The sequence below is a fragment of the Plantactinospora sp. CNZ320 genome, assembly GCF_002846275.1.
This window is the reverse complement of the sequence record NZ_PJMP01000001.1, coordinates 7314797-7335564: the sequence shown is the minus strand read 5'-3', so window position 1 is coordinate 7335564 and position 20768 is coordinate 7314797. Positions and strand designations below refer to the sequence as shown.

At 71.5% G+C, this 20768-nt stretch carries 24 protein-coding genes and 2 pseudogenes; 12 read left to right on the top strand and 14 right to left on the bottom strand.

From position 1 onward, the window contains the following. The first annotated feature begins 138 nt into the window (after window positions 1-138). Both CLT71_RS32845 and CLT71_RS32840 read left to right on the top strand, forming a co-directional pair. On the top strand, window positions 139-804 hold the full coding sequence (locus tag CLT71_RS32845) for a potassium channel family protein (protein WP_101370516.1): 666 nt from the start codon (window positions 139-141) through the stop codon (window positions 802-804). 1 nt (window position 805) lies between these two features. Further along, a complete protein-coding gene (locus CLT71_RS32840; RefSeq protein WP_101370515.1) occupies window positions 806-1513 on the top strand; it encodes a potassium channel family protein in 708 nt (235 codons plus the stop codon). A gap of 55 nt (window positions 1514-1568) precedes the next feature. Here the strand turns inward: CLT71_RS32840 and CLT71_RS32835 are convergent, their stop codons facing one another. From CLT71_RS32835 to dut, 4 genes are all read right to left on the bottom strand, one after another. Continuing rightward, complete coding sequence (locus tag CLT71_RS32835) at window positions 1569-2267, bottom strand: DUF3159 domain-containing protein (protein WP_101371994.1); 699 nt, start codon at window positions 2265-2267, stop codon at window positions 1569-1571. 43 nt (window positions 2268-2310) lie between these two features. Continuing rightward, entirely contained in the window at window positions 2311-2691 is a 381-nt protein-coding gene (locus CLT71_RS32830; RefSeq protein WP_101370514.1) for an OB-fold nucleic acid binding domain-containing protein, read from the bottom strand. A gap of 178 nt (window positions 2692-2869) precedes the next feature. After that, window positions 2870-3613 carry a DUF3710 domain-containing protein gene (locus CLT71_RS32825; protein WP_101370513.1) on the bottom strand — a complete coding sequence of 248 codons (744 nt, stop codon included), beginning with the start codon at window positions 3611-3613 and terminating at the stop codon, window positions 2870-2872. Between the two features lie 164 nt (window positions 3614-3777). Beyond that, window positions 3778-4353, bottom strand: a complete 576-nt coding sequence (dut, locus tag CLT71_RS32820) for a dUTP diphosphatase (RefSeq protein ID WP_101370512.1) — start codon at window positions 4351-4353, stop codon at window positions 3778-3780. A gap of 19 nt (window positions 4354-4372) precedes the next feature. Here dut and CLT71_RS32815 point away from each other — a divergent pair, with 19 nt between their 5' ends. Next, window positions 4373-4864: a DUF3093 domain-containing protein gene (locus CLT71_RS32815; protein ID WP_101370511.1), complete on the top strand. Its 492-nt coding sequence runs from the start codon at window positions 4373-4375 to the stop codon at window positions 4862-4864. A 101-nt stretch (window positions 4865-4965) separates the two neighbouring features. Here CLT71_RS32815 and CLT71_RS32810 read toward each other — a convergent pair whose 3' ends face one another. Next, window positions 4966-5685, bottom strand: a complete 720-nt coding sequence (locus tag CLT71_RS32810) for a DUF697 domain-containing protein (RefSeq protein ID WP_101371993.1) — start codon at window positions 5683-5685, stop codon at window positions 4966-4968. 493 nt (window positions 5686-6178) lie between these two features. Beyond that, window positions 6179-6475, bottom strand: a complete 297-nt coding sequence (locus tag CLT71_RS32805; protein ID WP_101370510.1) for a DUF4193 domain-containing protein — start codon at window positions 6473-6475, stop codon at window positions 6179-6181. Window positions 6476-6887: 412 nt separating this feature from the next. Between CLT71_RS32805 and CLT71_RS32800 the strand changes: the two genes are divergently transcribed. Further along, window positions 6888-7433: a LytR C-terminal domain-containing protein gene (locus tag CLT71_RS32800; protein ID WP_101370509.1), complete on the top strand. Its 546-nt coding sequence runs from the start codon at window positions 6888-6890 to the stop codon at window positions 7431-7433. A gap of 125 nt (window positions 7434-7558) precedes the next feature. Here the strand turns inward: CLT71_RS32800 and CLT71_RS32795 are convergent, their stop codons facing one another. Then, entirely contained in the window at window positions 7559-8383 is an 825-nt protein-coding gene (locus CLT71_RS32795) for an inositol monophosphatase family protein (protein WP_101370508.1), read from the bottom strand. Between the two features lie 288 nt (window positions 8384-8671). On the opposite strand from CLT71_RS32795, the gene CLT71_RS32790 reads away from it, so the two are divergent. Both CLT71_RS32790 and CLT71_RS32785 read left to right on the top strand, forming a co-directional pair. Then, window positions 8672-10315 (top strand): RNA polymerase sigma factor, encoded by a 1644-nt coding sequence (locus CLT71_RS32790; protein ID WP_101370507.1) that lies wholly within the window; start codon window positions 8672-8674, stop codon window positions 10313-10315. A gap of 244 nt (window positions 10316-10559) precedes the next feature. Next, window positions 10560-10793, top strand: coding sequence for a DUF7455 domain-containing protein (locus tag CLT71_RS32785; protein WP_101371992.1), 234 nt, complete (start codon window positions 10560-10562; stop codon window positions 10791-10793). 188 nt (window positions 10794-10981) lie between these two features. Here the strand turns inward: CLT71_RS32785 and CLT71_RS32780 are convergent, their stop codons facing one another. The 3 genes and pseudogenes from CLT71_RS32780 to CLT71_RS32770 form a co-directional block, all read right to left on the bottom strand. Beyond that, complete coding sequence (locus CLT71_RS32780; protein WP_101371991.1) at window positions 10982-12703, bottom strand: DEAD/DEAH box helicase; 1722 nt, start codon at window positions 12701-12703, stop codon at window positions 10982-10984. 424 nt (window positions 12704-13127) lie between these two features. Then, window positions 13128-13730 (bottom strand): annotated as a pseudogene (locus CLT71_RS32775) (trimeric intracellular cation channel family protein); the annotation flags it as partial. A 39-nt stretch (window positions 13731-13769) separates the two neighbouring features. Then, window positions 13770-13988: a DUF3039 domain-containing protein gene (locus tag CLT71_RS32770; RefSeq protein WP_101370506.1), complete on the bottom strand. Its 219-nt coding sequence runs from the start codon at window positions 13986-13988 to the stop codon at window positions 13770-13772. Between the two features lie 107 nt (window positions 13989-14095). On the opposite strand from CLT71_RS32770, the gene CLT71_RS32765 reads away from it, so the two are divergent. Then, window positions 14096-15013 carry a pseudouridine-5'-phosphate glycosidase gene (locus CLT71_RS32765; protein WP_101370505.1) on the top strand — a complete coding sequence of 306 codons (918 nt, stop codon included), beginning with the start codon at window positions 14096-14098 and terminating at the stop codon, window positions 15011-15013. Next, on the top strand, window positions 15013-15969 hold the full coding sequence (locus tag CLT71_RS32760; protein WP_101370504.1) for a PfkB family carbohydrate kinase: 957 nt from the start codon (window positions 15013-15015) through the stop codon (window positions 15967-15969). Before CLT71_RS32765 ends, CLT71_RS32760 begins: the two co-directional genes overlap by 1 nt. A 35-nt stretch (window positions 15970-16004) precedes the next feature. On the opposite strand, the gene CLT71_RS32755 is transcribed toward CLT71_RS32760, so the two are convergent. Then, complete coding sequence (locus CLT71_RS32755; protein WP_101370503.1) at window positions 16005-16382, bottom strand: DUF4259 domain-containing protein; 378 nt, start codon at window positions 16380-16382, stop codon at window positions 16005-16007. Window positions 16383-16508: 126 nt separating this feature from the next. Next, on the bottom strand, window positions 16509-16865 hold the full coding sequence (locus tag CLT71_RS32750) for a DUF3099 domain-containing protein (protein WP_101371990.1): 357 nt from the start codon (window positions 16863-16865) through the stop codon (window positions 16509-16511). Window positions 16866-17028: 163 nt separating this feature from the next. On the opposite strand from CLT71_RS32750, the gene CLT71_RS32745 reads away from it, so the two are divergent. After that, window positions 17029-17316 (top strand): hypothetical protein, encoded by a 288-nt coding sequence (locus CLT71_RS32745; RefSeq protein WP_486483579.1) that lies wholly within the window; start codon window positions 17029-17031, stop codon window positions 17314-17316. Between the two features lie 108 nt (window positions 17317-17424). Next, entirely contained in the window at window positions 17425-17736 is a 312-nt protein-coding gene (locus CLT71_RS32740; protein ID WP_101371988.1) for a hypothetical protein, read from the top strand. 63 nt (window positions 17737-17799) lie between these two features. Here CLT71_RS32740 and CLT71_RS32735 read toward each other — a convergent pair whose 3' ends face one another. Both CLT71_RS32735 and CLT71_RS32730 read right to left on the bottom strand, forming a co-directional pair. Then, on the bottom strand, window positions 17800-19023 hold the full coding sequence (locus CLT71_RS32735; protein WP_101370502.1) for a low temperature requirement protein A: 1224 nt from the start codon (window positions 19021-19023) through the stop codon (window positions 17800-17802). 171 nt (window positions 19024-19194) lie between these two features. Next, window positions 19195-19770, bottom strand: coding sequence for an HhH-GPD-type base excision DNA repair protein (locus CLT71_RS32730; RefSeq protein WP_101370501.1), 576 nt, complete (start codon window positions 19768-19770; stop codon window positions 19195-19197). A gap of 51 nt (window positions 19771-19821) precedes the next feature. On the opposite strand from CLT71_RS32730, the pseudogene CLT71_RS38380 reads away from it, so the two are divergent. Beyond that, window positions 19822-20241: pseudogene (locus CLT71_RS38380) on the top strand (DarT ssDNA thymidine ADP-ribosyltransferase family protein); the annotation flags it as partial. Window positions 20242-20265: 24 nt separating this feature from the next. Next, window positions 20266-20766, top strand: coding sequence for a macro domain-containing protein (locus tag CLT71_RS38375; RefSeq protein WP_486483743.1), 501 nt, complete (start codon window positions 20266-20268; stop codon window positions 20764-20766). The last annotated feature ends 2 nt before the right edge of the window (window positions 20767-20768 follow it).

The following is a 20768-nucleotide window of genomic DNA, read 5'->3' as shown; positions in this document are numbered from 1 at the left end:
GCTAACTGGCGTCCCGCAGGTGAGGTGACCGGGCAGCGGGGAGGTCGGGCACCACGGGCCGGGGGCCGGATGGCTACGCTCATGGTGACATCACCCCACCGGACGGGTCGGTCCCGCGGTGCTCCGGGAGGACTTGCCTTGCACGTCGTGATCATGGGCTGTGGCCGGGTCGGTTCGACCCTCGCACACAATCTGGAGTCGCGCGGCCACTCGGTGGCCGTCATCGACCAGGACGCGGACGCGTTCCGTCGGCTCGGCCCGGACTTCGGCGGGATCACCGTCACCGGCGCCGGTTTCGACGCGGAGGTGCTCCGCCAGGCCGGCATCGAGCGGGCCGACGGCTTTGCCGCCGTCTCCAGCGGCGACAACTCCAACATCATCTCGGCCCGGCTGGCCCGCGAGACGTACGGCGTCTCCCGGGTGGTGGCCCGGATCTACGACTCGAAGCGGGCCCAGGTCTACGAGCGGCTCGGCATCCCGACCGTGGCCACGGTCCGGTGGACCGCCGACAGGATCGTCCGGCACCTGGTGCCGGAGGGACACGTGGAGATCTTCCGCGACCCGACAAGCACCGTCTCGATCATCGAGGTACCGGTGCACGACGACTGGATCGGCCGGCCGATACGCGGGCTGGAGGAGGCCACCGGTGCCCGGGTCGGCTACCTGACCCGGTTCGGCATCGCCGCCCTGCCGACCGCCTCCAGCGTGCTCCAGGAGGGCGACCAGGTCTCCATGCTGGTCACCGACGACATCGCCGACCAGGTGACCACGGTGGCGGGCTCACCGCCGGAAGGAGGGCGCTGACATGCGGATCGCCATCGCCGGCGCCGGCAACGTGGGCCGCTCGATCGCCCAGGAGCTGATCGAGAACGGGCACCAGGTGATGCTGATCGAGCGGAAGCCGAAGATGCTCCGCCCGGAACGGGTACCGGCCGCCGAGTGGGTCCTCGCCGACGCCTGCGAGCTGGCCAGCCTTGAGGAGGCCGACCTGGCCAGCTGCGACGTGGTGGTGGCGGCCACCGGCGACGACAAGGTCAACCTGGTGGTCTCGTTGCTGGCAAAGACGGAGTTCGCCGTCCCCCGGGTGGTCGCCCGGATCAACCGGGCCGAGAACGAGTGGCTCTTCACCGACCAGTGGGGCGTCGACGTGGCGGTCAGCAAGCCACGGGTGATGGCGGCCCTGGTCGAGGAGGCGGTCACCGTCGGCGACCTGGTCCGGCTGATGACGTTCCGGCAGGGCGAGGCGAACCTGGTCGAGATCACCCTGCCGCCGACCGCACCGTACGTCGGTCACCCGATCCACTCCGTGCCGCTGCCCCGGGACTCGGCGCTCACCGCCATCCTGCGCGGCAAGCGGGTGCTGGTGCCGACCCCAGACGACCCGTTGGAGGCCGGCGACGAGCTGATCTTCGTCTGCACCGCCGAGGTCGAGGACGAGGTCCGCAAGGTGATCCTCGGTCCGGACAGCGTCGAGCGGACCCGCAGCAGCAGCGGTAGCGGTAGCGGTAGCTGAGCCGGGCCGGGCCGACCGGTCGGAATCCTGCCTGCCGGTGCTGCCGGTGCTGTGGTCAGCTGCCGAGCGGTGCCGGTACGGTCGGCACCCGGTTCACCCGGCGGACCGTCCAGATGGTGATCACCAACAGCAGCGCGTACGGCGGATAGCCGAGCAGCAGCCGGGCGATGCCGAGCGCGGTGTCCATGTCGGCCAGATAGAGCCCGGCCTGCACACCCACCTTGGCCAGCCACACGACGCCCCAGAGCACGGTGAGCCGGGTGAAGGTGCGGACCAGCCGTGGATCCTGCCGCCACTCCGAGCGGCCACCGGCAGCGATGATGGACCAGATCCAGCCGACCAGCGGCTGGCGGACCACCGCCGAGCCGAGCAGCACCAACCCGTAGACGATGCCGTAGAGGATGCCGGGCAGGTAGAAGTCCCGCTCGTCGCCGGTACGCCAGGCGATCATGGCGCCGATGCCGATCCCGACCAGGCCGTTTACGGCGTGCCGGACCGGTCGCCGCTGGGAGAGCCGGACGATCGCGATCAGCACCGCGACCGACACCGAGGCGATCACCGCGGGGCGCAGCTCGGTGATGATGTTGACGGCGACGAAGACGATCACCGGGACGCTTGACTCGACCATCCCCCGCCAGCCGCCGAGCTGCTCCGCCATCTGCTCGGTCAGGCTGGGGAGCTGCTCGTCGTCCTCGGTCCGGCGGGCCGTCGGGTCGCTGCCCGTGCTGTCGGTGCGGGGCTGTCCAGCGGTCATCTGCATGTCTTCCGGTCGCGGCCGGCGGTGCCGGTGTCCGTGCTCACCGTGCCGACTCCAGCTCGTAGTACGGGTTGTAGATGACTTTACGGTCATCCCGTACCGCCATGCGACCGCGCGCGGTCAATTGCCGGCCCGGCTCGATCCCGGCGATGTGCCGGCGCCCCAGCCAGACCAGGGTCACGATGTCGCTGCCGTCGTAGAGGTCCGCCTCCAGGGTCGGCAGGTTCGTCCGGGGGGTGTAGACCACGGTACGGAGCCGGCCCGAGACCGACACCACCTGCCCCCGGATGCACTGCCCGGCAGGGGTACTGCCGCACTCGGCGCTCTCCCGAAGCAGTTCCTCCGCCTCGATCTCGGCCTCGCTCGCGGTCAGCCGTTGCAGGAAGCCCCGCCACGAGATTCGGCCCTGGTCGGTCGCCATGACCCGGTGTCACCCTCCTCGACGCGCCGACCCGGCGCGTGCTCGACCACGACTGGCGTGCAGCCGTCCCGCAAGCGTACGCCGATTCGGCACCCCTGCACCGGCCGCCCGCTGGTGGGTTGCCGACCCCGACCCCGGTCACCCGGGCCGGGAGGAGCCGTCGCGGACCTGGCCGCGGTCAGGAGCCGTCGCGGCGGCGGGGCCGGGGTTCGGAGCGCGGCGGGTGCTGCTGGCCCGAGACGACGCCGTTGACCGGACCGCCGGGCTGGTGACCGTCCGGCTCCTGCTCGGCTGGGGCGGCGGCGTCGCGCGGCAACCGCAGCGGCAGCGGCTCGCGGACCGGCTTCGCCTCCTGACCCCGGTCGACCACCAGCCCGTTCAAGCACTCGGCGAGCGGACCGGCGGCGGCCGGGTCGCTGGCGGCGCGTCCCTGGAAGACGCCCTGGATCATCCAGCGCGGCCCGTCGACGCCGACGAAGCGCAGGTCGGCGATGCCGCCGTCCGGGGTACGGACCCGGGCCCGCAACTCGATGCCGTACTCGCCGTCCACCTCGTCGGCCACCACCCCGTCGGCCGCCAGCGAGGTGCGGATCTCCTCCCGCCACTCCGACCAGATCCCGTCGGTACGCGGTGCCGCGAAGACCCCAAGCTGGAGGGCGCTCTCCCCGTGCACCAGGACGACCTGCTGGATCACCCCGTCGGGGTTGGCCTGTACGCGTACCTCCACGTCCTGGACGGCCGGGATGCGCAGGCTGCCCAGGTCGAGCCGCTGCACGTCGGGCGGCGCGTCGCCGATGTCGTACGGCCCGCGCCTGGGCCCCTCGGGATCGGCCGCCGCGGCGAGGTCCTGGGTGTCGGCCGACTGCCGACCGGAGCGCTCGTCGCGGGAGTGGCGCCCGCCGCGTCCTCGGGAGAAGATCATCTTGCGTACCTGCTACCTTCCGTTTCCGGGTGCCGGATGGGCGGATCCCACTCGCATTGTCGGCCACGGGGTACGGCGACGACCGACCCGGGCACCTCTTTCCGGCCGACTGACCGTTTCCGGCCGACTCGCCGTGTCGGGCCGACTCGCCGTTTCCAGCCGAGTCACCGGCTGCCCGCCCCCTCGACCCGATCGTCGCGGCGGTCGACGTCGACCAGTCCGGCATGCCCGCCGGTGGAGCCGTGCCCGCCCGCACCGCGCGTGGAGTCGGGCAACTCGTCGACGGGCAGGAACTCCGCCCGCTCCACCCGCTGCACCACGAGCTGTGCGATCCGGTCGCCCCGGGAGATCTTCGCCGGGGTGACCCGGTCATGGTTGATCAGGTTGACCAGGATCTCGCCCCGGTAGCCGGCGTCGACCGTACCGGGCGCGTTGAGCACCGTCACACCGAGCCTGGCCGCCAGGCCCGATCGCGGATGGACCAGCCCGACGTACCCGACCGGCAGCGCCAGCGCGACACCGGTGCGGACCAGCCGCCACTGGCCGGGCGGGATCTCGACCTCCTCGGCGGCGACCAGGTCGGCTCCGGCGTCGCCGGGATGGGCGTACGCCGGCAGCGGCAGGTCCGGATCGAGTCGCTGGACGGGTACGGGCAGCACGTGCGTCACGCTCTCACTCTCCTGGCAGGTTCGCGGATCCACCGGGTGCTGCCCCCATCCTGCCGGGTCGACCGGCCGCATCGGGTCGTACCCTTCCAGCGTGGCCCCGACAAGTTCCGAGCCCACCGTCGTCCCGGCCCGTGCCGGGTACGCCGAGCGGCTGACCCTGCCCTGGTGGCTCTGGCTGGCCGGGTTCGCCGTCGCCGGACTGCTGGCCGCCGAGATCTGGCTCGGCTCGACCGGCATGCGCGCCTGGCTGCCCTTCGTGATCCTGTTGCCGCTGGCCGCCGTCGGGCTCGGCTGGCTCGGCCGGATCCGGATCGCCGTACGCGACGGCGAACTCCTGGTCGACGACGCCCGGCTGCCGGTGCGGTTCGTCGCCGACGCGATCCCGCTGGACGCCGAGGGCCGGCGCGAGGTGCTCGGGGTCGGTGCCGACCCGCTGGCGTTCGTGGTGCAGCGTCCGTGGGTCTCCGGTGCGGTGCAGGTGGTCCTCGACGATCCGGCCGACCCGACGCCCTACTGGGTGGTCAGCTCCCGTCACCCGGTACGCCTGGCCGAGGCGATCCTCGCCGCCCGCCACCCGGACTGATCCACCCGTCGACAGGGACTGTCACCCGCGATCCGGATTGATCATCCGCGCCCCGGCCGGACAGCGGACCGGGGCGGGAACGCGGCCCGCGGAGCGCCTGGTCACCTGTCGAGCGCCCTCGGTCCCTGGCTGAGATCCTCCCGGACCCGTTCGCCGAGCGCCCGGGTGGCCCGGCCGTTGAGGAAACCCGCCACCGCCGCACCGGTCAGGAACGGCCCGAGGGTGGTCAGGTTACGGCCGAACCGCCGCAGCAGCCGGTCCCGCAGCTCCTTGCGGGCGGCGGTGCCGAGCACCGCGCCGACGCCGACCCCGGGCAGCAACGGATTGACCCCGCGCTGGGCCGCCCAGGAGCGGATCAGCGTGACCGCGCGCTGGCTGGTGGCGCCCGGCAGCCGGACGCCGTACACCTCGTGCAGTTCGCCGATCAGCTTGAGCTCGATGGCGACCACTGCGACGGTTTCGGCAGCCAGCAGCACCGGTGCCGAGAGCAGGGTCGGGGTGGCCACCCACTCCACCGCCGCGACCCCGCCGCCCGCCGCGCCCACCCCGGCGGTGGAGCGTACGGCGTTGCGGATCAGCCGCTCGGCCAGCGCGTCTGGGTCGAGGCCGTCGAAGTGCCGGTGCAGGGTCTCCCGGTCGCGTATCGGGATGTGCGGCGCGATCTCGGTCACCGTGTCGGTGAGCCAGCGGACCGCCGCCTTCGGCTTGAACAGGTTGCCGGGTCGACTGGTCCGGACCTGGCTGACCAACCGGCCGAGCAGTCGTCGCCGACGGGACCTGTTGAGTTCGTCGGCGGTGAGCGCGGCGACTGTCGAACTCAGCTCGTCGTCGTCCCCGGAAGCCGGCTCCCGTCCACCGTCAGCGGAGACGAGGTCCCGACCCGGGCGCGCGGCATCCGCCGGCCGCCGGGCAGCGGGCGTGGCCGAGGTCGTGTCGTCGCCCGGCCCGACCCGGTCGGCCGGTACCGGCGCAACTGCCGGCCCGACCCGGTCAGTCGGTACCGGCGGAGCGTCGGTCGCCCTCGGCGAGGACGCGTCGGCCTGCCGTCCCTGTGTGACGGCGTCAGCCTGCCGTCCCGGCGAGGACGCGTCGGATGCCCGGTCGGAGCGGCTCATCATGACCTCCAGCGCGTGTCGTCGGTTTGGCTTGCCATCCCGCGCATCGAGTCAAGCAGTTACCCACCAACCCCGCATGTCGAATCACGCGCGGCGACCTCCAGCGGTGGAGGCCGCCGCTTCCCCCGGTCCCGGAAGACTCACCCCGCACCCGCCGGACGGGCTCCCCTGCCCGGGAAGACCGCTCCGGCCTCGGCGGTCAGGCGCACTCGCGGCAGATCAGGTCACCGTTGCGCTCCACCGCGAGCTGGCTGCGGTGGTGCACCAGGAAGCAGCGCGCGCAGCGGAACTCGTCCGACTGCATCGGCAGCACCTTCACGGTGAGCTCCTCGTCGGCCAGGTCGGCGCCGGGCAACTCGAAGCTCTCGGCGACCTCGGCCTCGTCGACGTCCACGGCGGCCGACTGTGAGTCGACCCGCCGAGCCTTGAGCTCTTCCAGGCTGTCCTCGCCGAGGTCGACCTCGTCGCGACGCGGGGCGTCGTAGTCGGTGGCCATCGGTCTCACTCTCCCATATCGATATAGTCGCTTCCGGTTGTAACGCCGGAGGACGCTGTTTCGGTTCCCGCTGGCCGGCCTTACTTCCGGTCGCCCGACCCGGCGCACGTTCCGGGTCGCGGCCGCCGGGCGGAACTGCCCCGGCGAGCGGGGTACCTTACCCCCCTTCGGGCGAGGCATGTATACCGTCCCTGCGGCATGCATGTACGTCCGAGCGCGCGGAGTTGTTCCCAATGTGACTCAGGCGACACGAAGATAGGGGTAGTGGTCGGCCGATCGTCGTCGCCGCGCCGACAGATCTGGCGGATTCAGCACCCGGTCGGACAACGGCTGGTCTCACCGGCATACTCGATAGCCACGGCGACCCGTGCGGTCGCGCGTTCCACACACCACCTTCGCAGGAGCCAAGCAGATGAGTTTCGCGCGCGTCCGAGCCCTCCTCGTCGTCGGCGTGCTCGCGGTGATCGCCATCGTGTTCGTCGCCGTCACGCTCGTCCGCGACACCCAGGCCGGCCGAGAGGTCGCCAGTGACTGCCAGGAAGGCGACAAGCTCGCCGACACCCGGTTGCGGCTGCCGAAGGACATCAAGATCAACGTTTACAACGCGACCGAGACCATCGGCCTGGCCAACACGGTGAAGACCGACTTCCAGAACCGGCAGTTCCAGGTTCTCAAGGCCGGCGACGAGCCCAACAAGAAGGGCATCGACGACGAGGTCGCGGTGCTGCGGTACGGGCCGAAGGGTGTCGGCTCCTACCACGTGCTCAAGGCGTACTTCCTGAACGAGGCGGAGCCGGAGTTCCAGCTCGAACGCGAGGACGACGTGGTCGACGTGGTCATCGGCGGCGAGTTCAAGCAGCTCGCGACCATCACCGAGGTCAACCAGGCGCTGACCCAGCGGGACAGCGAGAGCACCCAGCTGCCGCCGCGGACCTGCGCCGACCCCAACCTGAGCTGACCGGGCACTGTCTCCGGCCGCCGGCCCGAGCCGGCGGCCCGAGCCGGCGGCCCGAGCCGAACCGACGGCTCCGGCCGTCAGGGGCCGCAGCCGTCAGGGACCGCAGCCGTCAGGGGCCGCAGCCGTCAGGGGCCGCCGGCCGCGTCCAGCCGGGCCAGGTGGTCGTGCAGCGGGCCGAAGAGCGCGGGCGGGGCGGCGATCAGCAGGTCCGGCCCCGGGACGGCACCGGCCAGCCCGTCGACCCGGAGCCCGGCCTCGGTGGCGACCAGCCCACCGGCCGCGTGGTCCCAGAGGTTCAGGCCCTTCTCGTAGTAGCCGTCGACCAGGCCCTCGGCGGCCAGGCACAGGTCGATCGAGGCGACCCCGAACCGGCGGATGTCCCGGACGTACGGGATGAGCCGGTGCAGCACGCCGGCCTGGTGTGCCCGACGCGCGGGATCGTAGCCGAACCCGGTCGCCACCAGCGCCTGCCCGAGATCGGTCTCCACAGAGCCGCTCAGCCGCCGGCCGGCCCGGTAGGCGCCCCGGCCCCGGATCGCCGTCCACTCGTCCCCGGTGGCCGCGTTCCGGACCACTCCGGCGACCACCTCGCCGTCGACCTCCACGGCCAGCGAGACGGCGTAGTGCGGGAGCCCGTAGAGGTAGTTCACGGTGCCGTCGATCGGGTCGAGGATCCAGCGCACCCGGCTGTCACCGGCCGAACCGGCACCGTCGGCGTCGCCGTACTCCTCGCCGAGTACGGCGTCGTCGGGGCGGGCCGCCCGCAGGGTGGCGACCGCCTGCCGTTCCACCGCCCGGTCCGCTGCGGTGACCACGTCGGTCACCGTGCTCTTGGTCGCCACCGCGGCGACTCCCTCGGCGCGCATCCGGTACGCGGTCCCCGCCGCCTCCCGGGCCACCTCGACCGCGATCTTGAGCAGCTCCTCCGGAGCCGGTGTCGTGCCGTGCATGGCGTCCCCTTCCCGCACGCCTGTGACGTCCAGCCTCCGGCGCGAGTATCATCCTTACAAAGTCAACACGCGTATCGAGTCGGTGGCCCCGGACCACGTCTCCGGCGTGCGGCGCGGGATGATCGCCGCAGACGGCGCTACAATTCACGCCTACCCACGCGCCACGGACCGCCGAGCCCGGCCGGCCCGGGACACGGGGGTCCCTCAACCACATCGGCCCGACACAACGCATAGCGCTGCGCCGGCCGATCCCGGCCGTGCTCGCTCATCGCCTCCGGAAGGTCATTCGTGACAGAACCCCGCCACATCGGCGCCGACGTACGCTCGCTCACCGACACCCTGATCGCCCACGCGCAGAACGCTGGCGGCCAGCTCACGTCGGCGGAGTTGGCGCGTACGGTCGAGTCTGCTGAGGTGACTCCGGCCCAGGCCAAGAAGATCCTGCGTGCGCTCTCGGACGCGGGGGTCACCGTCGTGGTCGACGGCTCGGCGAGTACCCGTCGCCGGGTCGCCGCCGCCCGGTCCGCCACCCCCGCGTCCCGGGCGACCACCGCCAAGGCGACCAAGAAGTCGGCGCCGCCGGCCCCGAAGCAGGCGCCCGCCGCCGACGAGGCGGGCGCGGCCCGCAAGCCGGCGGCCCGCAAGCCGACGCTGGCGGCCGACGGCGCGTCGCCGGCCGGTGCCGCCAAGCCGGCCGCGAAGGCCGCTGAGCCGGCCGCCAAGGCTCCGGCGAAGGCCGGCCGGGCGGGGGCGAAGGCCGCCGGCACCGGCCCGGCCAAGGCCACCAAGGCCGGCGCCCCGACCAAGGGCGGCGAGTCGGAGGGTCCCGGCGACGACATCGATCCGGAGGTGCTCGCCGCCGAGATCGAGGACGTGGTGGTCGAGGAGCCGGCCGAGCTGGCCAAGGCCGCCGAGGCGGACGCCGCCGACGCCGCGACCGACAACGACTTCGAGTGGGACGACGAGGAGTCCGAGGCGCTCAAGCAGGCGCGCCGGGATGCCGAGCTGACCGCCTCGGCGGACTCGGTCCGGGCCTACCTCAAGCAGATCGGCAAGGTCCCGCTGCTCAACGCCGAGCAGGAGGTCGAGCTCGCCAAGCGGATCGAGGCCGGGCTCTACGCCGCCGAACGGCTGCGCGCCGCCGAGGAGGGCGAGGAGAAGCTCGTCCGGGAGATGCAGCGCGACCTGATGTGGATCTCCCGCGACGGCGAGCGGGCCAAGAACCACCTGCTGGAGGCGAACCTGCGGCTGGTGGTCTCGCTGGCCAAGCGGTACACCGGGCGGGGCATGGCGTTCCTGGACCTGATCCAGGAGGGCAACCTCGGCCTGATCCGGGCCGTCGAGAAGTTCGACTACACAAAGGGCTACAAGTTCTCCACCTACGCCACCTGGTGGATCCGACAGGCCATCACCCGGGCCATGGCCGACCAGGCCCGCACCATCCGCATCCCGGTGCACATGGTCGAGGTGATCAACAAGCTTGGCCGGATCCAGCGCGAGCTGCTCCAGGACCTGGGCCGCGAGCCCACCCCGGAGGAACTGGCGAAGGAGATGGACATCACACCCGAGAAGGTACTGGAGATCCAGCAGTACGCCCGGGAGCCGATCTCGCTCGACCAGACCATCGGCGACGAGGGGGACAGTCAGCTCGGCGACTTCATCGAGGATTCCGAGGCGGTCGTCGCGGTCGACGCGGTCTCCTTCTCGCTGTTGCAGGACCAGCTCCAGCAGGTGCTCCAGACGCTCTCCGAGCGGGAGGCCGGCGTGGTGCGGCTGCGCTTCGGGCTGACCGACGGACAGCCGCGCACCCTGGACGAGATCGGCCAGGTGTACGGCGTGACCCGCGAGCGGATCCGGCAGATCGAGTCCAAGACGATGTCGAAGCTGCGCCATCCGTCCCGTTCGCAGGTACTGCGCGATTATCTTGACTGACCCCAAAAGTCAACCAGTCGTGTCCATCTGATCACCACACGTACATCGGGCGCGCGGTGATTGGTGGTTCCCCACTTATGATCGTTGACGTGGCACCCTGGTGGGACGGCACACTGTCTCTACCACGTGTGACATCGGTCCCCCGGGGGCACACTGGGAAGGCCACACCCCACAAGGGTGTTGCACGATAGGTGAGCAATGAACGACGAGAGTGTTCATCGGTGACGACCGCAGGAGGAAGGCGATGACCCCGACCCTCACGCCGCCGCCCGAGACGGTGGCTCCCCCAGCCGCCGATGAACGGTGCGACCGCTGTAACGCCGCCGGCAAGCTCCGGATCACCCTCGCGGGTGGGAGCGAGCTGGTGTTCTGTGGGCATCACGCGAACAAGTACGCCGAGGATCTGGTGAAGATCACGGTTCGGTACGCGGTTGACCCTGAGTTCAGCTGGCGTGGCGCCGACTTGATGGCGAACTAACCTAACCAGGACATAGTTGACCGGAGGTGCCCCGAGTGGGCGCCTCCGGTCGTCTATTCCCCGACACTGCCCTATTGCCGACACTCGGCGAACTCGCGACAGCACGGCCGACTTGTCGACAGCGGGGCAGACTCCCGACAACGGGCGCTCCCGGCACCAGCCGTCACGTCCGCATGGCCGTCACGTCCTCAGAGCGTCTGGACGGTGGCGATCCGCTCCTCGAGCTGTTCGATGGTGGCCTGGGCGCTGGGCGGTCCGCCGCACCGACGGCGCAACTCGGCATGGATCTTGCCGTGCGGCAGCCCCGTCCGGTGATGGTGCGCCGCGACCAGCGCGTTGAGCTGGCGGCGCAGGCTGACCCGCCGTTCCGCCGCGCTGAGCGGCCGGCTCTCCGGCCGGGGCGCCGGCACCGGCTCGGCGGCCTTCCGGCGACGCTGCGCGGCCAGCTGCTCGGCCTGGCGCTTGCTGAGCAGCACCGCGACCTGGTCGGCGGTGAGCAGTCCGGGCAGGCCGAGATATTCCTCCTCCTCCGGCGTACCCGCCTGGGCGGCGGTACCGAAGGACGCCCCGTCGAAGATCACCTGGTCGAGTTCGGCAGTGGCGGAGAGCGCCTCGAACCGCTTCTCCAGTTCCCCGCTGGCCTGCTCGTTGCGCTGCGCCCGCTCCAGCAGGTCGTCGTCGAACCCTTCACCGCGCTTCGGCGCGCCCAGCACGTGGTCCCGCTCGACCTCCATCTCGCTGGCCAGCCCGAGCAGGTGCGGCACGCTCGGCAGGAAGACCGACGCGGTCTCGCCGGGGCGGCGGGCCCGGACGAACCGCCCGATCGCCTGGGCGAAGAAGAGCGGCGTGGAGGCGCTGGTCGCGTAGACGCCGACGGCCAGCCGGGGAATGTCGACCCCCTCGGAGACCATCCGCACCGCGACCATCCAGCGCTGGTCGGAGGCGGCGAAGGCGGCGATCCGGGCCGAGGCTCCCTGGTCGTCGGAGAGCACCACCACCGCCCGCTCGCCGGTGATCCGTTCGATCAGCCGGGCGTACGACCGGGCGGCGTTCTGGTCGGTGGCGATCACCAGACCGGCGGCGTCGGAGACTCCCCCGGCCCGGAGCACCTCCAACCGGGCGTCGGCGGCCCGCAACACCTGCGGCATCCAGTCCCCGGCCGGATCCAGCGCCGTACGCCACGCCTGGGCGATCAGGTCCTGGGTCATCGGCTCGCCCAGCCGGGCGGCCAACTCGTCACCGGCACTGGTCCGCCACCGGGTCTCCCCCGAGTACGCCAGGAAGATCACCGGGCGGACCACGCCGTCGGTGAGCGCGTCGGAGTAGCCGTACACGGAGTCGGCCCGGGAGCGTTGCAGGCCGTCGGCGCCCCGCTCGTAGCTGACGAAGGGGATCGGGTTCTCGTCGGAACGGAACGGGGTACCGGTCAGCATCAGCCGGCGTACGGCGGGCTCGAAGGCAGCCTTGACCCCGTCGCCCCAGGAGCGGGAGTCACCTGCGTGGTGGATCTCGTCGAGGATCACCAGGGTTCGTCGGGTCATCGTCCGCCGGCGGTGCACCTGCGGGGCGATGCCGACCTGGGCATAGGTGACCACCGCTCCGTGGAAGTCCGCCGAGGAGTGCAGGTCGGCGTTGCGGAACGCGGCGTCGAGCTGGATACCGACCCGGGCCGCCGCGACGGCCCACTGCGTCTTCAGGTGCTCGGTCGGTGCGACAACGGTGACCGCCTCGACCGTGCCGTCGGCGAGCAGTTCGGCGGCGATCCGCAGGGCGAAGGTGGTCTTGCCGGCACCGGGAGTGGCGACGGCCAGGAAGTCCTCCGAGCGGCGTCGCAGGTATTCGACAAGCGCCTTACGCTGCCACGCCCGCAGCGCCGGGAACGACTCGAGAACCGGCAGTGGGGCTCCCACCCAGAACACTCCCCTCCGACGGCCAGGTATCCGACCACACGAAAACGCCCCCGCGACCGGATCGAGCGCGAAGGCCGTACCAGCATAACCAGCCGGACCCGTTCGACCCAGGCGACACCGACGCCACAGCGACCACACCTGACACGTCGCGGCGGACCTCGACGATGCCCGCCCGGCGCGGGCCGGCCAGAGGTCAGCGGCCCCGGTCCGCCGGCCGTCCGTCGTCGGCCGGCCGGTCCGCGGGGCCGGCGCCGTCGTCGGCCCGGGCGGCAGCGTGCTCGGCCGGTGCAGAGAGGTCGCCCGGGGCGGAGAGGTCGCCCGGGGCGGGAGCGTGCTCGGCCCGAACGGGAGCGTGCTCGGCCGGGGCGGAGACGCGGTTGCCCAGGGCGGAGACGTCGGCCGGGGCGGCGACGCGGTCGGCCGGGACCGGGGCCGACCAGCGCCGGCGCAGGGCCACCAGCCGGAGGGCGAAGACGAATAGCGCCGCCGCCATCAGCGGCCCGGGGGTGGCCAGGCCGACCCGGTCGAGGCCGACCACCGCGACAGCGCCGGCCAGCGCCGCCACCGCGTAGATCTCCCGGCGCAGCACCACCGGGATCTCGCCGGTGAGCAGGTCCCGACCCAGACCGCCACCGATCCCGGTCATCATGCCGATCATGCCGGCGCCGAGTGGCGGCAGGCCGGCATCGAGCGCGATGAGGGTACCGGTGACGGTGAAGAGGCCGAGCCCGGCCGCGTCGAGGACCAGGACGGTGGTACGCAGCCGCGCCAACTGGGGGTGCAGCCAGAAGACCGCCGCGGCGGTGACCATGGCGGTGACCGCGTATCGCCAGTCGGCGAGGGCCAGCGGTGGCCCGTCACCTATCACCACGTCCCGGAAGAGCCCGCCGCCGAGCGCGGCGACGAAGCCGACGAAGACCACTCCGAACAGGTCGAGGCGTTTCACGACCGCGGCTGACGCACCGGAGGCGGCGAAGATCGCGACACCGGTGAGGTCGGCGAGGAGCAGGGCGGTTGCGGCGGTCACCGCAAGATGTTACGCGCCCGGGGGCGGCCTCGGCTCGGCTCAGTCCCGCATGGAGTCGTAGATCTCCTTGCACTTCGGGCAGACCGGCGAGCCGGGTTTGGCGGCCTTGGTGACCGGGAACGTCTCACCGCAGAGCGCGATCACGAAGGTTCCCATGACCGCACTCTCGGCGATCTTTTCTTTCCGGACGTAGTGGAACATTTCCGGCCCGGTGTCCGCGTCCTTCAGCTCCGGACGCTCGAGAACCTCTGTGCTCACGGCAGCAATTCCTCCCTAAGTGACCCCGCCAACGCTCAAGTTTGGCAGGTCACTGCCGAGCGGTCCACCGGTACACCCGCCGGCTCCGACCCGTACGGTGGTCAGCCGTGAACGATTTCCAGATCCGGTACGGCGCCGAGGTGGCCGAGGCACTGCACGCCGGACGTCCCGTCGTCGCCCTCGAGAGCACGATCGTCTCGCACGGCCTGCCCCGCCCGGACAACCTGCGGGTGGCCCGCGAGATCGAAGCCACGGTACGCGCCGAAGGCGCCGTACCGGCCACCATCGGCATGGTCGAGGGCGAACTCGTGGTGGGCCTCGACGACGCCCGGCTGACCCGGCTCGCCTCCTCGGACGGGGTGGCCAAGCTCTCCGTACGCGACCTGGCGGTGGCCGCCGCGACCGGGGCGGACGGCGCGACCACGGTGGCCGCCACCAGCGCCGTCGCGGCGGCAGCGGGAATCCGGGTGTTCGCCACCGGCGGGCTCGGCGGGGTGCACCGGGAGGCGGCGCAGACCTTCGACGAGTCGGCCGACCTCACCACACTTTCCCGTACCCCGATCGCGGTGGTCTGCGCCGGGGTGAAGTCGATCCTCGACGTCGGCGCGACGCTGGAACGGCTGGAGACCCTCGGTGTGGCGGTGGCGGGTTACCGCAGCCGCCGGTTCCCCGGCTTCTTCGTCACCGACGGCGGCTTCGACCTGGACTGGTCGGTCGACTCGCCGGAACAGGTCGCCGCGGTGCTGGCCGCCCGGGCCGCCCACGGGGTGCAGTCGGGCGCGCTGATCGTGGCCAACCCGCTGCCCACCGACGAGCAACTCGATCCGGCCCTGCACGACCGCACCCTGGCCGACGGGCTGGCCCGGCTCGCCGAGGGCGGGGTGACCGGCAAGGCGGTGACCCCGTTCCTGCTGGCCCACTTCCACTCCGCCACCGAGGGCGCGAGCCTGGCGGTGAACGTCCGGATCATCCTGCGCAACGCGGCCCTGGCGGCCCGGATCGCCGTGGCCGCCGCCAACCGCTGATGACCACCCCGAAGTCCGGGACGGGGCCCAGGATCCTCGTCGTCGGCGACATCGTCACCGACGTGCTGGCGGTGCTGGCCGGGCCGGTGGCGCCCGGCTCGGACACCTCGGCCGAGATCCGGGTCACCGGTGGCGGTCAGGCCGCCAACACCGCCGCCTGGCTGGCCTGGCAGGGCTGCCCGGTCACCCTGGTCGGCGAGGTCGGCGCCGACGAGGCCGGCACGGCGCGGCTCGCCGAACTGACCGCGCTGGGCGTGCGGTGCGCGGTGCGGCGGCATCCGGACGTACCGACCGGGACCGTCATCGTGCTGGCCGGTGACGGGGAACGGACCATGGTCACCCAGCGCGGTGCGAACCTCCGGCTGAGCCCGGAGCACGTGGAGGCCGCGCTGGGCGCGAGCGTGGACGCGGGGCATCTGCACCTGTCCGCGTACACCCTGTTGGACGCCGGGTCGCGGGAGGCCGGGCGGCGGGCGCTGGCCGTCGCGCGCGGGCGCGGCCTCACCACAAGCGTCGACGCGGCCTCCGCCGAACCGTTGCGCCGGGTCGGCGCGGCGGCCTTCCTGTCCTGGGTACGCGATGCGGACCTGCTGCTCGCCAACGCCGACGAGGCGGCGGTGCTGGCCGGCCCGGGTTCACCGGCCGGGCAGGCCCGCACTCTGACCGAGGCGACCCGGCGCGTGGTGGTGAAGGACGGCGCCGCCGGTGCGGTCTGGGCCGGGCGCGACGGCGAGCTGGTCTCCGCGCCGGCCCGCCGGGTGCCGGTGCGGGACGTGACCGGCGCCGGTGATGCCTTCGCCGCCGGCCTGCTGGCGGCCTGGGTCACCGGAGCGTCCCCGGCGGACGCGCTGGCGCACGCGGCCGAACTGGGCGCGGCGGCGGTCGGCACCCTCGGTGCCCGCCCGACAGCCGGCGAACGCACCGAGTCTGCCGGGACCGGCGGGACCGGCGGCTGACGGTCCAGCGGGGCTGGTCGGCGACCGGGCGGGGTTCAGTCCGTGGCCGCTTGCTGGGCCGCCGCGATGAACCGGTCGAAGGTCTCCACGAGTACGGCCCGGCGACTCTCCCGGGCCTGCGCGGACTCGACGAGCCCGCCGATGCTCTCGTCCCAGACGGCCAGGTAGTGCCGTTTCCACTCGGTGGCGACGCCCGGCTCGGGCAGCACCACGCCGACGTAGGGAAGCTCGGCGAGCCGGTAGAGCAGTTCGAGGTTGCACGGCACCGCGACGCCCCAGTACTCGTCCGGCTCGATCTCGACCGGGTCGCCGGACATCGCCTCGGCGACCTCGTCCAGCAGGCGTTTGGTGACGATCGACAGGTGGTCGGCGGCGGTGTCGTTGTCGAAGTTTCCGAAGCCCCAGTTGCCCACCGCTGCTCCTTCTGACCGTTCGACGTCGCGACAGGGGCGACCGGCACCCGAAGTGGATCACCGGTCGGCCCGGTGAGACTACCGACGCGGCCTTGCGGTGCGAATCCGTTTCGAGTCAGGTGCGGGTCACGGCTCGGCGTCGATCACCCGGTGCGGCCGCTCCTCGGCGGGCAGCGCCCGGGGCAGGGTCTCGACGAGGTTCCTGCGGCGCAGCTTGGCGCCGATCCGGTGCTGCTCCTTCGGCGGGCGGTCGTTCGCCAGCAGCACCGCCAGCCACGGGATCAGCACCATGCCGACGGCGCAGAGCGGCAGCCAGAGCCAGAGCAGCGGGGCCTTGGCGCCGACCAGGATCGCACCGATGACGACACAGAGCGCCCGGATCAACATCATCACGATGTACCGGCGCTGGCGGGTACGGAGTTGGTCGTCCTGGCTGCGCGAGGCGTCGGTGATCAGGATCGGCTGGTACGCCTGACGCTTCACCACGGCCTCCGGAAGGGATGCGGTCGGTCCACCCCCGAACTCCCGTCCCGGGATGCCACCCCCATCCTCGCACCTTCACGTTGGCGGCGGCACCGGGCCAGGGCGGATCCGACGTACCCGGCATACCCCGCGCTGCGTGTTACGTACGTGGTACGCTCCCCCGGTGGGCAGCAGGTTCAGCTTCACCGACGAGGCACTGGGCAATCTGCGGGTCCACGACGTCACTCCCGGCGAGGTGTGGGAGGCGCTGCACAGCGCCCGACGGGTGATCCGCCACCTCGGTGACGACGTGATGGTCGTCTACGCCGTGGCACGGCGTGGGCGGCGACTGGCCATCCTGCTGGCCGAGGCCGAACAGAACGACAACGACTGGGACATCCTCTCCGCGCGCGACCTGACCGACATCGAGTCCAAGCGCTACGAGGAGGCGATCCAGGGGCGGCGGGGATGACCCCGTCCCCCCCAGCGGCGGGCCCAGGATCGCCCACCGGGATGTCGCGCGCAGCAGACCGGGACCGACCACGAGATCGAGCACGGGTACGAGGAGGAGGCGGTGACGATGCACCGAGACGATGCCATCAAGCGGTTCGACGCCGGAGACGACCAGATCGCGGACCTGATCAACGACGCGCAGCCGGTCGAGCTGCCCACCCCGGACACGGACGTGCCGATGGTCAGCCGCTCCGTACGCCTGCCGCTGGACACCTACGAACGGGTCCGCTCGGCCGCCGAGGCGCGGGGCATCGGGGTGACCACCCTGATGCGGCAGTGGATCGAGGCAGGGCTGGCCGACCTGGACGACTCGGCAACGGTGTCGCTGGCCGACGTACGCCGGGCCCTGGCTGCGCTCGCCCACCCGACAGCGGCCTGAGCCGACCGCCGACGGTCGACTGTTTGGGGCGCCCCCGGTCAGCCCGGCGGAGGCCGGCACCGGTCAGACCGGCGGCGCCGGCTCCTCGAGTGCCTGGCCCCGCGCGCGGCGCAGGTCGAAGAGGGCCACCCCGAGCAGCACCGCGGCGGCGGCGGCGGCGACCGCAAGCAGCGGCAACCGGCCGGTCGCCGGTACCACCGCTCCCAGCATGAACAGACCGGCGACCCGAGGTCGGGAGACCCGCCCGAACACCTGGAACTCGAAGCCGGCCCGCCCGGCCAGAAACAGCGCGGGCCCGCCCAGGATGGGGATCAGCCAGCCCGCTACGACATTGTCGAACGGGTGCTTGATGGTCAGCTCGTAGCCGACCCCGGTGAGCACGATCCCGGCAATCATGATCAGGTGTGTGTATGCGGTCGAGAGGCCGAGCCTGATCGGATTGCGAGCCCCGATGATCGCGAGCGGGAGCACGTGCCCGGCCCGGTAGAAGTAGATCCGCCAGAGCAGCACGGTGGTCAACAGCGCCATCCCCAGGCCGCTGGTCCGACCCAACGTAAAAGAATCGCCACCTGCGGTGAAGGTGAATCCGGTGACAAGGATCACCTCGCCGAGCGCGATCAACAGGAACTGCTGGTAGCGCTCGGCCAGATGTTCCCCGCCGAACGCGCTGCTCTGCGAACCGTAGGACAGGCGGCCGAGCCGGGGAGCCGGCCAGCGCAACGTGAAGCCGAGGTAGTCCACGGTGAGCGCGACGCTCCAGAGCACCGCCCGGAGGACGTTCTCACCAGCCAGGCCGCCGACGATCCACGGCACGGCGGTCAGCGCGGCCCACAGGAACACCCGTCGTGGGGACGATCGATCGCCCCTGCTGGTCCAGGTGCGCGTGGCGGACAGGAAGAACCCCATCCGGCCGAGCTGGATCGCCAGATAGGCCACGGCGAAGATGAGAGCCCGCTCGCCGAACCCCTGCGGCAACGCGACCGCCAGCACCATGCTGCCGACCATGGTGATCACCACAAAGCCCTGCACGGCGAACGCCTCGGGCTCCACGGCACTGGTGACCCAGGCCGTCGACGCCCAGACCAGCCAGAGCGCCAGGAAGAGCAGCAGGGTCTTACTGGCCTCCGGGAACACAATGCGCTGATCAGTGGTGAAGTCCGCGACCAGACGCTGGGAGACCCGGGTGAGCGCGAAGACGAAGACCAGGTCGAGGAAGAGCTCCAGGAAGGTCGCCCGCTGGGAACTGGCCTCGGCGCGCAACACCCGGCCAATTGGCGGGTCAGCCATTGGGCACCAGCCCGACGGATCCGGTCGGCGATCCTGGGCGTACCCGGGCCCGAGCCGTCACAACCACCACTCGCCCCCTGAGCGTCGAGGATCTCAACACTCAACGAGCCAGCGACGCCCCGGACGCAACGAGCCGGCGTCGCGCCGGGGCAGGGAGCGGGGCGGGGCGGGTCAGCCGGCCGCGGGCTTGGCGGCGGCCTTCATCTGCTGCTTGTGCTGGCGCACCTTCGCCAGGGACGTGTCGTCCACCACGTCGGCGACCGAGTAGTGGGCCCCTTCGACGCCGTAGTCACCGGCCGCCTCGCGCCAACCGGGTGGCTGGACGCCGAAGCGCTTGCCGAGCAGGGCCAGGAAGATCTGCCCCTTCTGCTTACCGAACCCGGGCAGCCCGGTGATCCGCTTGAGCAGCTCGCGGCCGTCCTCGGCCTCCGCCCAGAGCCGGCTCGGGTCACCGTCGTACCGCTCGACGAGGGTCCGGCACACCTCCTGCACCCGGCCGGCCATCGCCTTGGGAAACCGGTGCAGGGCGGGGCGCTCGGCGAAGATCGCGGTCAGCGTCTCAGGGTCGAATCCGGCCAGTTCGGCCGCGTCCGGCATGTGGCCGAGCCGCTTGGCCAACTCATGCGGTCCAGCGAAGGCCTTCTCCATGCTGACCTGCTGGTCGAGGGTCATGCCGATGAGCAGTGCCAGCGGGTCACGGCGAAGCAGTTCGTTCGCCGCAGGATCGATCGGAAGGGAGAGTGCCATGCTCTGATAATGCCGCAGTTCGTCGGACGAGCAGCTCCGGCATGTTGATGGGTGACGACGACATCACACGATAGAGCCATCGCTTCCGATGAACGAGGGACGTACGTCGCGCTCAGGCCGTGGCGGACCAGGAGATGCCACCCCAGTCACGACAACGCGGTCAGCCGGACGCCGAGGGATCGGTGGATCTACCACTTCACCCATCTCGACAACATCGGAGCTATCTTCGCGACCGGTCATCTCACCTGCGATCTCCTGGCACGAGCAGGCCTGACACGAACCGAGGTCGGCGATCCGGCAATCAAGCAGTCCCGCCGTCAGCGGTCGGTACTGGCCGGACCTGGCGGACAGGTAGGTGACTACGTCCCCTTCTACTTCGCGACCCGGTCTCCGATGATGTACCGCATAGCCTGTGAGCACCGCGATGGCCGGCCGAACTGCTACCCGGGGGGGTCAGACCACCTGGTACTACGGATACGAACGGGGGTGAGGAGCATGATCGAGGAAGGCCACGGCAACCTGCTCACTGCTGATGTCGAAGCTCTGGTCAACACCGTCAACACGCTCGGTGTCATGGGCAAAGGCATCGCTCTGCAGTTCAAGCGGGCATATCCGGCGAACTTCCGCGCATACCGTGAGGCTTGCGCACGGGGCGAGGTCCGTACGGGAGAGGTCTGGACGTTCGATAACGGTGTCCTGGGTCCTAGACGCTATATCCTCAACTTCCCCACCAAGCAGCACTGGCGCGCCGGCGCCCGCCTGGAGGACATCGCGTCCGGCCTCGAGTCACTGATCGAGGTCGTCCGAGAGCACCGGATAAAATCGCTCGCCATCCCCGCGCTGGGCTGCGGCAACGGTGGACTGCCGTGGAGCGATGTCCGTCCCCTCATCGAGCAAGCCTGTGCGCGGATGCCGAGGTCCGCGCTGTGGTCTTCCCTCCCGAGGGGGCTCCGGCGCCGAACGCGATGCCCAACGCGACGCCTCGCCCTGATCTGACC

What these genes read in the sequence shown, in the direction of transcription:
- CLT71_RS38375 (WP_486483743.1), top strand. Translation starts at nt 20,266, where the DNA reads ATGATCGAGGAAGGCCACGGCAACCTGCTCACTGCTGATGTCGAAGCT.
- CLT71_RS32800 (WP_101370509.1), top strand. Translation starts at nt 6,888, where the DNA reads ATGAGTTTCGCGCGCGTCCGAGCCCTCCTCGTCGTCGGCGTGCTCGCG.
- CLT71_RS32805 (WP_101370510.1), bottom strand. Translation starts at nt 6,475, where the DNA reads ATGGCCACCGACTACGACGCCCCGCGTCGCGACGAGGTCGACCTCGGC.
- CLT71_RS32835 (WP_101371994.1), bottom strand. Translation starts at nt 2,267, where the DNA reads ATGACCGCTGGACAGCCCCGCACCGACAGCACGGGCAGCGACCCGACG.
- CLT71_RS32740 (WP_101371988.1), top strand. Translation starts at nt 17,425, where the DNA reads ATGCACCGAGACGATGCCATCAAGCGGTTCGACGCCGGAGACGACCAG.
- CLT71_RS32730 (WP_101370501.1), bottom strand. Translation starts at nt 19,770, where the DNA reads ATGGCACTCTCCCTTCCGATCGATCCTGCGGCGAACGAACTGCTTCGC.
- CLT71_RS32795 (WP_101370508.1), bottom strand. Translation starts at nt 8,383, where the DNA reads ATGCACGGCACGACACCGGCTCCGGAGGAGCTGCTCAAGATCGCGGTC.
- dut (WP_101370512.1), bottom strand. Translation starts at nt 4,353, where the DNA reads ATGCGGCCGGTCGACCCGGCAGGATGGGGGCAGCACCCGGTGGATCCG.
- CLT71_RS32840 (WP_101370515.1), top strand. Translation starts at nt 806, where the DNA reads ATGCGGATCGCCATCGCCGGCGCCGGCAACGTGGGCCGCTCGATCGCC.
- CLT71_RS32785 (WP_101371992.1), top strand. Translation starts at nt 10,560, where the DNA reads ATGACCCCGACCCTCACGCCGCCGCCCGAGACGGTGGCTCCCCCAGCC.
- CLT71_RS32760 (WP_101370504.1), top strand. Translation starts at nt 15,013, where the DNA reads ATGACCACCCCGAAGTCCGGGACGGGGCCCAGGATCCTCGTCGTCGGC.
- CLT71_RS32830 (WP_101370514.1), bottom strand. Translation starts at nt 2,691, where the DNA reads ATGGCGACCGACCAGGGCCGAATCTCGTGGCGGGGCTTCCTGCAACGG.
- CLT71_RS32735 (WP_101370502.1), bottom strand. Translation starts at nt 19,023, where the DNA reads ATGGCTGACCCGCCAATTGGCCGGGTGTTGCGCGCCGAGGCCAGTTCC.
- CLT71_RS32825 (WP_101370513.1), bottom strand. Translation starts at nt 3,613, where the DNA reads ATGATCTTCTCCCGAGGACGCGGCGGGCGCCACTCCCGCGACGAGCGC.